Raw genomic sequence first — 12,033 nt, forward strand, 5'->3', positions numbered from 1 at the left:
CCGTCTCCACTGAGGCCGCGTCACTGTCATCACCCGCATGGAGTTCGGTACCTGACATACCGTCACTTCGGCACCGTCCGACCGTGCGGCCCTCTCTTCGTCCTCTTGCCCACCAGGTCGTCGCCCCAGGATCGGAGCCCTGTGTCTCCCGAACTGACCCCCGTGCTCAAGACCGTGATCGAACAGTCCTCCCGCGTTCTCCAGACCTACGCGGTCGATCCCGGCCTCATTCCGGAGCACGCGAACGGAGAAAGACGAATTACGCAGGGCGGATACGGTGACCGGCAACTCTTCGAGCTGGTCCAGAACGCCGCCGACGAAATCGCCGCCGAGCCCGGTGGTAGCACACACGTCGTTCTCACGGAGACCCATCTCTACTGTGCCAACGAGGGAACGCCGGTCACCCCCGAAGGGGCCGAGACAATCCTCCGGATGAGCATGTCGCGGAAACGCGGCGGCCAGATCGGACGTTTCGGGGTCGGCGTGAAATCCGTGCTTGTCGTGACCGATGCCCCGCAATTCTTCAGCCGCACAGGCTCGTTCGGTTTCGACCGCGAGTGGGCGTACGCGCAGATCCGTGCCGTTCCCGGGGTCACGGCACGCCTCGGTGGGGAGTTCGAGGCGCCGGTGCTGCGCATGGCCCGTCCGTTGGACGAGGCAGCGGGGCGCGCCGCCGACCCCGTGCTCGATGAGCTTCTGGGTTGGGCCACCACGGTTGTCCGCCTCCCGCTGCTCGACGGGGCCGCCGATCGGCTCGGCCAGGACATGCACGGCGGGGCGTCGGCCACCGGCCGGGAGGAATTCCCGGTCGGCTTCCAGCTCTTCTCGCCACACGTGGCCAAGGTGGTCCTGGAGGACCGCCGCCCCCGTCCCGTCATACGCCGCACCCTCACCGTCGAACGCGAACGGGAGCTGCACACCGTACGAGAGGAGCGCCCAGGCCGGCACCCCTCGTCGAGCCGCTGGCGGGTGTTCACCCTCACCCACGAACCGACCACCGCCGCGCGCTCCAGTGCCGGCGAGTTGCACGACCGGGTCGCCCTCGACATCTCGTGGGCCGTGCCCGAGTACACGAAGGACGGCAAGTCCGGTCTCCTGTCGTACCAAAGGGGCCGGGGCAGGTTTTGGTCGTTCTTCCCCACCAAGTACGAGATGACGCTGAGCGGAATCCTCAACGGAGCCTGGAAGACCAACGAAGACCGGCAGAATCTGCTGGACGCCTCTCCGTTCAACCGGGAGATGATCCGTGTGGCCGCGCGCCTGGTGGTCGAGTCGCTGCCCGAACTGGCTCCTGCCGAGGACCCTGCTGCGTATCTCCCGCTGCTTCCCGGCCGTGACCGTGAGTCGGAGACGGTCAGTTGGGCCGACCTCTATCTCACCGAGCGGATCTGGGAGGCCACGTCCCATCGTCCGTCGCTGCCGGACCAGGACGGCCGGCTGCAGGTGCCGCGCGATCTGAACATCCACCCCTCGCTCGGCAAGGACAACAAGTCGCTGGTCCGCTGGCTGACGCTGTGGAACTCGTACCCCGGCCGGCCCACGAACTGGCTGCATCCGTCCGTGGAGGCCACGGACCTGCGCTCCGGCAAGGTGGAGCACATCCTCAAGGCCGCCAAGCGCGGACGCGCCTCGGTGCGGAACTGGTTGGAGGCGTTGGTTGCCGACGGCACGGCGGAGGCGTCCGCCACCGCCGTCCGTATCGTCGCCGACATGATCCAGTCGCACTCGCCGTACGCGGACGAGGCCCGCGCCGCACGGTTCGTGCTGACCGAGGAGCACGGCATGGTGGCTCCCGTCGCCGGCAAGGTGTTCCGCCGCACCGACCAGGACGGGCTGCGCGAGTCCCTCGTGTACGTCGACTCCGCGCTGTCCGACGACCACTCGCTGGCGGGCGCCCTGACCGTGCTCGGCGTCCGCGACGCCGACGTCCGCGGTCGCTTCGTCAGCGTCCTGGACCAGGGCTTCACCGCGTACGGCCCGCAGGAATGGACCCGGTTCTGGGAGCTGTTCCACCAGGCCGGCAGCAGCCACCTCTCGCACGAGGTGATCCGGCGCGTGCCCGAAACCCTGTCGACGCTGCACGTGCGCACCTCGGACGGGCGCTACCGGCCGATGCGGGATTGCCTGCTGCCCGGTCCGGTCGTGACGTCCGAATCGGACCCCTCCGTCGCCGTGGACACCCGGTTCCACTCCGACGACATGGCCTTCTTCCGGGAGGTGGGGTTGCGCGACCGGCCGACGGGGGGACACCGTCCCGAGAGCGAACCGTGGTTCGGGCAGTACCGGGAGGTCATGCACAAGGCGTACTGCGCGACTCTGTCCGACCAGGCCGCCCGCCCCACCCTCGCCCGAATCAAGCTGGAGGGCGCGGCGATCGGTGGACCCCTGCACCTGCTGCCCCAGCTCTCGGACGAGGCCCGGGCCAACTTCCTGAAGGTGCTGCCCGAGGACGCCCTCGTCGACAATTGGACGCTGCAGGTCGGGGCGCAGGTCAGCACACGTCGGGCCGTGGCCTCACCGATGCGCTGGATGCTCAAGCGGCACGGCCTGTTGCCGACCTCGCAGGGACTGCGCCCTGTCAACGAGGCGGTCGGGCCCGGACTCGCGGACTACAGCGACGTGTTGCCGGTCGCCCGCATCAGCGCCGAGAAGGCCCGCAAGCTGCGCCTGGCCGCGAGCGTCGAGGAGGTTCCCGACTCCTTCTGGGACCAACTCCTGGAAAAGCTTCAGCACAGCGAGGACGACGTCTTCGTCGGCAACACGTACGTACTGCTGACGCGTCTGGAAGTGGCCTTCCCCGACGACTCGCTCACCCGGTGCCGCATCGGCGACGAGTGGGCCACGCGGCCCGACGGCGAGATCGCCGTCGCCGCCTCCGAGGAGGAGTACCGCGCGTTGCGCGCAGAGGGGCTGCCCGCCCTCCTGGCCGCGTCGGCCGAGGACGCCGCGCTGCTCGTCAAGCGATGGGGGATGCTGCCGTACGCGGACGTGATCAGCCGTGAGACGCGGCACGAGCCCGCGGGCGAGCCGGTCCCGCTCAAGGAGGCGTATCCCGCGCTGCGGGTGCTGCGGGGCGGTTCCCAGGTGGACCAGTACACGCTGCAGCGGTGCAAGGTTCTCGAAGAGGTGACGCGCACCCCCAACGGCATGCGTCCCAGGACGCTGAACAGCAGCCTGCAGGGGTCCACGATCCTCGTGCTCGAGCCCGCCGACGCGCTCGAGGCCCTGATGGCCGTGGACCGTGAACTTCACTGGCGTATGGGGGAGGCCGGGTGCCGACAGGTTCTGGAGGCGCAGCAGCGTCAGGAGGAGGACCAGAAGGTCAAGAACGCGCTGAAGGCCGTACGCGAGGCCGACGACGTGGTGGCCAAGCTCCTGCTGTTGCTGGGAGCCGAGACCCTGCGGGACCGCCTGCCGGCCGGACTGATGGACGGTGAGCGCACGGAGAACGGCGGAGCCGAGCCCGAGGGTTACCGCATCGCGCAGATGGCGTTCAACGCGCACGGAGATGGCATTCTGCAGGTCCACGCCCGTGACCTGCAGAGCCTCTACCCGACGCATGCCCCGTCGTCGTTCACCGGTGCCTCCACCGCGGTGGCCTTCGTGGCGGATCTCCGTTTCCCCGACGCCTTCGCCGGATTCCGTGCGCCGTCGTTGGAACCCCGGATCGACGTGGACGGGCCGCGGCACTTCCCGCGACTGCACGACTACCAGGAGCGCCTGGCCGCCAACGTCTTCACCATGCTGGACCGGATTGTCCCGCAGCGCGGCATGCTGTCCCTGCCGACCGGCGCCGGCAAGACGCGCGTCACGGCCGAGGCGGTGATCCGCTGGGTGAAACAGGTGGGCCGGCTCGACGGGCCGATCGTGTGGATCGCTCAGACCGAGGAGCTGTGCGAACAGGCCGTACAGAGCTGGAAGTTCGTGTGGGAAAAGGTCGGCGCCGAGACGCCGCTGGCGATCAACCGGTTGTGGTCGACGAACGAGGCAGGCCCCGTCACCGACCGACCGCAGCTGGTCGTCGCCACGGACGCCAAGCTCCAGCAGCCCAACTGTCTCGCCGCCGAAGCCTACGCCTGGCTGCGTGACGCGGCGCTCGTCATCGTCGACGAGGCGCACACCGCCATCACGCCTCGGTACACGGAGATCCTCGCGCACCTGGGCCTGACGGCTTCCCGCACCGACCGTCACCTGCTGGGCCTCACCGCGACGCCGTTCCGCAACACCAACCAGGACGAGACGCGACGCCTGATCAATCGCTTCGGTGGCCGGCGTCTCGACGACGGTGTCTTCGCGGGCGGCGATGCGTACGGCGAGTTGCAGCGGCTCGGCGTGCTGGCCGAGGTAGAGCACCGCCTTCTCCAAGGCGGCACGATCACCTTGACCCGTGAGGAGAAGCAGCGCGCCGAGCAGTTGAGCATCCTGTCCAGGGCGGCCGAGCAGCGACTGGCCGACGACCACGACCGCAGCACCAGAATCGTGGCCGAGATCTCGGAGATGCCGGAGGACTGGCCAGTGCTGGTGTTCGCCACGTCGGTCGACCACGCCAAGTACCTGGCTGCGAAGCTGCGCGACCTGGACATCACGGCCTCGGCCGTCGACTCCACCACGTCGGCCAGCGACCGTCGCCGCCGCATCGACGACTTCCGGGCGGGCCGCACCCGTGTGCTCACCAACTATGGCGTCCTCACGCAGGGTTTCGACGCACCCGCTACTCGAGCCGTTGTAGTCGCCCGCCCCGTTTACAGCCCCAACGTGTACCAGCAGATGATCGGGCGCGGCCTGCGCGGCCCCCTCAACGGTGGCAAGGAGACCTGCCTGATCCTCAACGTCCGCGACAACGTCCAGAACTTCGACACCGCTCTCGCCTTCACCCAGTTCGAGCACCTGTGGAGCAGCAAGTGACCGACCCCTACGGCGACAGCCCTCCGCTCACCGAGGAGCAGCAGGCCGTCGTCGACCTCCCCTGGGACACCCGCCTCCTCGTCACCGCGGGGGCCGGCTCCGGCAAGACCCACACGGTCGTACGGCGCCTCGACGCCTTGGTGGGACACGAAGACCCCCAGGAGGCTCTCGAGGCCGGTGACATCGTCGTCCTGAGCTTCTCCCGCGCGGCCGTCCGCACCCTGCAGGACCGGATCGCCCGCCACGGCGACCGGGCCCGCAGGGTGCGGGTCCAGACCTTCGACTCGTGGGCATACCAGCTGCTCGTACAGGCCTACCCCGACGACGAGTGGGCGTCCCACAGCTTCGACGAACGCATCCGCGCGGCCACGGCCGCAATCGAGAGGGGCGCGGTGGAGGTCGGTGAGCTGGGCGCTCCCTCGCATGTGGTGATCGACGAGGCGCAGGACCTCGTGGGCGACCGCAGGGACTTGGTGGAGACCCTGCTCGATCGCTTCCAGCGTTCGTGCGGCTTCACTGTGGTCGGCGACTCCGCACAGGGCATCTACGGCTTCCAGATCGACGACCCGACCGAACGCGCCGGGGAGACGGACCGGTTCTTCGCCTGGCTCCGAGCGTCATACGACGATCTTGTCGAGCTCAGTCTGACTGAGAACTTCCGGGCCAAGAGCCCCGAAGCCCGCACCGCTCTCGCTCTCGGATCCCGGCTGCAGAACCTGGCTGTCGCCGGGAACCGCCAGGAGGCGACGGCCGCGAGCCTCCACGCCGAGCTGCGCGACCGGCTTCTCGACCTGCCGAACCTCGGTGACTTGGCCGGTGAGTTCGCGCTCGAGGCGTTGAAGGCGTTCCCGGACACCTGCGCGATCCTGACTCGCGACAACCGTCAGGCGCTCGCCGTCTCGGAACTCCTGCACGAGCACGGGGTGGAGCATGCACTGAAACGTTCCCTGCAGGATCGACCCGTGCCGTACTGGGTCGCCGAACTGTTGCGCTCTGCCCAGTCGTTGACCCTCACTGAGGAGCGCTTCCTGGAGCTGCTCGCGGAGATACCGCTGCCTCCGGGCGTGGAGCCTCAGCGGTGCTGGCGGTCATTGCGTGCCGCGACCCGACGCACCGGCCGCGGCGTCGTAGACGTGGCCGCCGTCGGACGGCTGGTGGCCGAGGGCCGCTTCCCCGACGATCTGGGCGACCCGGAGACGGCTCGGTTGATCGTCTCCACGGTGCACCGGGCCAAGGGCCTGGAGTACGACCGGGTGGTGCTGGTGTCGCCCCCGTCCGTCGCCGAGCTGCGGAAGGTGCACCAGGATCTCGACGTGCCGGCCGAGGCGCGGGCCCTCTACGTCGCCATGACCCGGGCCCGCGAGGACCTGTTTCACGTCGCGGCACCGGACACCTCCCGCATACGGCGCCACCGCCCCACCGGCCGGTGGTACCTGGGCGGTTGGAAGAAGTACGAGCGGTACGGCATCCAGGCCATGCCCCAGGACATCCACCGGGAGGAGCCTCCTGGCTCGGTCGACCCGGGCATGGGCGCCGTCGAGACGCAGACGTACCTGTTGGGGCATGTCCGTCCGGGTGACGCTGTGACGCTGCGGTTGCGTCACACGTTCCCCGGGGGCCCGGACCAGAGCCCGCCGTACGACTTGGTCCACCGCGACCGCGTCATCGGCGAGGCCTCCGAGCGCCTGCGTCGGGACCTTCACGCGGTGGAGATGATCTCTCGCTCGTGGGATGTCACCTGGCCCGCCGAGATCGCCGGCCTGCGGGTGGACACGCTGGAGACGGTGGCAGGCAGCACGGCGGCCGGAGCCAACGCGGGGCTCGGCGGCAACGGGGTGTGGATGGCCCCTCGAATCACCGGAATCGGAAGGTATCGACGCGGCGTACGCGCCGGGGAGGAACGAGGATGACGCACGGGACCAGCCCGCACGCCGAGCACTACCGGGTCCGCGAGGAACTGGTGTCCCGGCTGCGCCGCGAGCTTCTCGGACCGGACGTCGAGGCGGGTGACGACCCGGTCGAGCTCCTCACGCAGGACGCCCCTATCACCCGCTACCCGATCGGTGTGCTGTTTCCTCGGGCCGCGGACCGCGAGGCCCGGAGGCGCCTGTCGGAGGACGCAGCCGAGGAGGAGGAACTCGATGCGGCCCCGCTGCTCAGCGGCGACAGTCCCGAGGAGGTCTCTGGCACCTTCGAGCCGCCCGTCTCCGGCGACCGACGCCCCTCGGCCATGGGCCTCACCTTTGCCGTGGCCACCGAGATCAGCGCCGAGATCGTGATCTCCGCACGAGCCGCCGTGTACCACCCGGTTGACGCCCAGGGCCGACCGATGTCCGCCCGGCGCGCGGAGGCAAGGACCACGGTCGACCAACGGGAGCACTGGCGGCGGCGGGAACTGGAGCTGCCGGACACACCGGTCGACGTCAAACGGCCCGGAGTCCGAGAATCGGATCTCGTTCCGGGTGAGGTGAAGCTGCACGTCCTCGTCCGACCGGTGGACGTGTCCACCGGCACGGTCACCGTCACGGCGACGCTGATCAACGCACAGGTCGTGGGCGAGCGGGAACTCCAAGACGCCTTCGCTCTGTTCCAGCCCGGCCTGCGGGTCCGGGCAGCCGACGGCGCGTCCGCCTTCGTCGAACGCCCCGCCGGTCGGTCGGCTGCCGACATCGAGGTGGCCGCGAGTCGCCTGCTGCACCGCCACGCCCCCACCTTCGCGGTGGGCCATGGTTGCTCCGCCCATTGGGACTGGACGCCGCCGCCGGTCGGTCTGACCGACATAGAGCGTGCTGCGATCGATGAGATCCGCTCCGAGTTCCTGCCCACGCATGAAGTGCTGCTGACCGACTCCAACCCTGAGATCGACAGCTCGGCGCTCGGCATGCTCGGCCTCGCCGAACGCTCCGACGCCGAGGTGCTCGCCGCGTTGCACGGGCTGGCGAGCGGCTACGAGCAGTGGATCGAGGCCAAGACCGCGGAGGCCGCCGCTCTCGCCGGAACCCCGTACGAGGAGGCCGCTCGCGCTCAGCTCCGTGCCTGCCGCGAGGCTCTCGGCCGGATGCGTGAGGGCATCGACGTCCTGGCGGACGAACCGGAGGTCATGGAGGCCTTTCGACTGGCCAACCGAGCCATGGCGGAGCAGCGTGCCCGCAGCGCCTGGGTGAAGGCGGGCAGGACGAGCACACCCAACCTGGCCACTCAGCGATGGCGGCCGTTCCAGATCGCGTTCATGCTCCTGTGCCTGCGGGGCATCGCCGACGAGAGCCATCCCGACCGCGGGATCTCGGACCTGCTGTGGTTCCCCACCGGTGGTGGCAAGACCGAGGCATACCTCGGCCTGATCGCGTTCACCACGTTCCTTCGCCGGCTGCGCCGCGGTGCCGATGGCGGCGGCGTCACCGTGCTCATGCGCTACACGCTGCGCCTGCTCACCCTCCAGCAGTTCGAGCGCGCCACGATCCTCATCTGCGCCATGGAGCTGATGCGTAGGGGCGCCCCCGACCGCTTGGGCGACGAGGGCATCTCCATCGGGATGTGGGTCGGTAAGTCAGCCACGCCGAACGATCTGAAGACAGCCTCAGAAAAGCTGCTCAAGCTGCGTGGCGGACAGAACCTGCAGACGGAGAATCCGGTGCAGCTCCACGCCTGCCCTTGGTGCGGCACTGCACTGGACGCCCACAACTACTCGGTGGACCAGGACGAGGTCTGCATGGATGTGCGCTGCCCCGGCCTCGAATGTGACTTCGCCTCCGGGCTGCCGGTGCACCTGGTGGACCAGACCGTCTACAAGGCCCGCCCGACCCTCGTCATCGCCACGGTCGACAAGTTCGCCTCCATGCCGTGGCGCAAGCAGACCGCCGCGCTGTTCAATCGGGACCGCCACGGTGACGCGACTCCGCCCCCGGAGCTGATCGTCCAGGACGAACTTCACCTGATCTCTGGTCCGTTGGGTACCCTGACCGGCCTGTACGAGACGGCCGTCGACGCCCTCGCCGACCGGCCGAAGGTGATCGCCTCCACGGCGACCATCCGCCGCGCGGCCGATCAGGGGCGGAACCTGTTCGACCGAAAGGTACGGCAGTTCCCACCGGCCGGTCTGGATGCCCGGGACTCCTGGTTCGCCGTGGAGACCGACCGCAAGACCAAGGCCAGCCGCCGCTACGTGGGCCTGCTCGCTCCCGGTACCAGCCAGTCGACCCTTCTCATCCGCACGTACGCGGCTCTGCTTCACCAGGCGATGCGCACGCAGACGAGCGACGAGGTCCGGGACGCCTACTGGACCTTGGTGGGCTACTTCAACAGCCTTCGCCTTCTTTCGGCCGCCGAACTTCAGGTGAACGACGACGTCGAGGACTACCTTCGGCTCCTTGCCGAACGTGACGGCAGCAAGGTGCGCACGTCCAATCGTTACTCGGAGCTGACCAGCCGTGTCGATGCGAGTCTGATCCCTGCACGTCTGAAGGAGATCGAGAAGCGCTACCCGGACCCCGACGTGCGCGACGTCCTCCTGGCCACCAACATGATCGCCGTCGGTGTCGACGTCGACCGCCTCGGCCTGATGGCCGTGATGGGTCAGCCCCAGACCACGGCCGAGTACATTCAGGCCACCAGCCGTGTGGGCCGTGCCCATCCGGGCCTGGTAGCCGTGATGCTCAACGCGGCTCGTTCCCGGGACCGTTCGCACTACGAGAACTTCCTGCACTTCCATTCGGCGCTGTATCGCGAGGTGGAGTCGACCTCCGTGACGCCGTTCTCCGACCGGTCGCGCTACCGCGGTCTGCACGCCGTTGTGGTGGCCCTTGCCCGCATCCTCATCCCCGAGGCCCGGGAGAACGACGACGCCGGGCGCATCCAGGCATACGAGGACCGCCTCTACGGCGAGATCAAGCCGCTGCTGACGCGTCGCGTCGAGCGGATCGCGTCGGAGGAACTGCAGGACACCTCCGACCGCTTCGACGAATTCGTCCAGTGGTGGAAGGACATGGCGATCGGTCACGGCGGACTGATGTACGAGCCCCGCCGCGGCAATCCCACCCCCGCACTGCTCACCCCCTTCGACGACGAGTCCGAGAAAGCCGGCCCCTGGTCCACCCTGTGGAGCCTGCGCGACGTGGACGCCGAGTCCGCTCTCTTCCTGGAGGCATCCCGATGACCCCGCCCCCCGCGCGTCGCCGCCGACGCACCGACGGCGACTCGGCCGCACCCCGCCTGGCGCTTCCCCGCCGTGGTTCCGTCCGCCGCTCGCAGATGATCACGACGTACGGCGTCGGGGCACTGATCGCCGTCGACAACGAGTCGTTCATTGTGTCCGGCATCGACGACGCCCACCGGAGCTGGCCCCTGGACGAAGCTCCGATCATCCACGAGCACCGCCTCGCCCGAGTCCTGGGTGTCAGCCACTTCAGGCTGCCCCCGGCCTCCGAGGACACGAGCAAGGACGGCGTGCGCGTTCGGCGATTCCCGCTCTGGCACTCGTGCCCGAAGTGCCAGTCACTGCAGCACGTGCGGGACTTCAACCCGCCCGCCGGCAAGAACGTCTGCACTGACTGCGACGACGAACCGCTCGTGCCGTCTCGATTCGTCGTGGCCTGCGCGGACGGGCATCTCGACGACTTCCCCTACTGGAAGTGGCTGCACCGCAAGAACCGCGAGGACGGCGTGACCGGACGCTGCGGCGGGCAGCTCGGTATGCGCTTCTCCGGCCAGAGCGCGTCGTTGCGGTCCATCCTCATCTCGTGCACGTGCGGCGTGCCGGAGGTGTCCATGGAGGGAGCCTTCCGCCGCTCGGCCTTGACGGACCTCGGGGTGCGCTGTGAGGGCAGGCGTCCCTGGCTCAAGGACGCCCCCGCCGAATTCTGCACGCAGGCACCCCGTACGCTCCAGCGCGGTTCGTCGGCGGTCTGGCAGCCGGTGCTGAAGTCCGCCCTGTCCATCCCGCCATGGAGCGACGGTCTCGCCGACAGGCTGGCGGACCACTGGGAGAACCTCCGCGCGTACTCGTCACGCATGGAGATCGACATCTACCTCAAGGGAGCATTCCGGGGCGACGACTCGGTCTCGGCCGACGCCGTCATGGAACTTCTGGAGGCCGAGCAGGAAGTGGACCCGACCTCGGGGGGCGGCTCGGACACCGGCGTGGTGAACCGCTACCAGGCGCTCCGCCGGCAGGAGTACGAGCGGCTCAGTTCCGGCAACGCACTGCGGGACAAGGGACGCGAGGAACAGTTCGTCTGTGAACCGCCGGCCTCGAACCCAGCAGTTCTCGCTCCATTGGGCGTGAACAGGCCGATGCTGGTCAAGCGCCTCCGCGAGGTACGGGCGCTCAAGGCATTCACCCGCATCGCGGACCCGGAGTCGAGTTCCGAGGGCCACGAGGCCGCCCTGTCCCTGACGCCGACCGACTGGCTCCCGGCGATGGAGGTGCACGGCGAGGGCGTCTTCGTACGTCTCGACGAGGACCGGCTGGACGAGTGGGCCGAGTCGGTCGCAGTGGCTGCTCGTGTGGAACTCATGCGTACCAACCACGACCGCATGCTGAGGGAACGCGCAACCGACCCCGCTGAGGCACCCCCCTCACCCGCCACACCTCGCATGGTGTTGCTGCACACCCTGGCGCACCTGCTGATCAACGAGTGGAGCCTGCAGGCCGGTTACCCCTCCGCGGCTCTGCGCGAGCGTCTCTATACGGACGCCACCATGGCCGGCTTCCTCATCTACACGGCGACCAGCGACTCTGCCGGGAGCCTCGGCGGCGTGGTGGCCCAGGGCGAGCCCGCTCGTCTCGCCGACGCACTTCGTTCGGCCCTGCGGCGTGCCACCTGGTGCTCCGCCGACCCGCTGTGCGTCGAGTCGCGCTCCTCCGGCACCGGAGGCGCGAACCTGGCCGCATGCCACGCCTGCGCGATGCTCCCCGAGACGAGCTGCGAGCACAACAACATCCTGCTGGACCGGGCGCTGCTCATCGGCACCCCGGAGGAGCCGCAGGTGGGCTTCTTCAGTCACATACTGGACGACTGACATCCGGCCTGCCGTCGGGCACCGCAACGGGGAGTCCAGGCGTCGAGGTAGTGGAGCGATATCGCGAGGGCAGCCCTGTGGCCCGCGCGCCACGTTGTGCATCAGCTCATG

The 12,033-nt window shown here is 69.0% G+C and carries 4 protein-coding genes; all 4 read left to right on the forward strand.

Annotated features, from left to right (window positions below; genetic code table 11):
• Window positions 1-141: 141 nt before the first annotated feature.
• The 4 genes from ACIHCM_RS18740 to drmB are packed head-to-tail and all read left to right on the forward strand — an operon-like array spanning window position 142 to window position 11,922.
• A complete protein-coding gene (locus ACIHCM_RS18740) occupies window positions 142-4,905 on the forward strand; it encodes a DEAD/DEAH box helicase (RefSeq protein ID WP_399896828.1) in 4,764 nt (1,587 codons plus the stop codon).
• Window positions 4,902-6,815: a UvrD-helicase domain-containing protein gene (locus ACIHCM_RS18745; protein WP_399896830.1), complete on the forward strand. Its 1,914-nt coding sequence runs from the start codon at window positions 4,902-4,904 to the stop codon at window positions 6,813-6,815. The genes ACIHCM_RS18740 and ACIHCM_RS18745 overlap by 4 nt, the downstream gene beginning before the upstream one ends.
• The gene (locus ACIHCM_RS18750; protein ID WP_399896833.1) at window positions 6,812-10,057 is read left to right on the forward strand and encodes a helicase-related protein; all 3,246 of its coding nucleotides are present in this window, start codon (window positions 6,812-6,814) and stop codon (window positions 10,055-10,057) included. Before ACIHCM_RS18745 ends, ACIHCM_RS18750 begins: the two co-directional genes overlap by 4 nt.
• Window positions 10,054-11,922: a DrmB family protein gene (drmB, locus tag ACIHCM_RS18755; RefSeq protein ID WP_399896836.1), complete on the forward strand. Its 1,869-nt coding sequence runs from the start codon at window positions 10,054-10,056 to the stop codon at window positions 11,920-11,922. The genes ACIHCM_RS18750 and drmB overlap by 4 nt, the downstream gene beginning before the upstream one ends.
• Window positions 11,923-12,033 lie beyond the last annotated feature (111 nt).

The sequence above is a fragment of the Streptomyces sp. NPDC052023 genome (assembly GCF_044548465.1).
Classification (GTDB): Bacteria; Actinomycetota; Actinomycetes; order Streptomycetales; family Streptomycetaceae; genus Streptomyces.

Coding starts and splice junctions, on each gene's coding strand:
- ACIHCM_RS18750 (WP_399896833.1), top strand. CDS start 6,812: ATGACGCACGGGACCAGCCCGCACGCCGAGCACTACCGGGTCCGCGAG.
- drmB (WP_399896836.1), top strand. CDS start 10,054: ATGACCCCGCCCCCCGCGCGTCGCCGCCGACGCACCGACGGCGACTCG.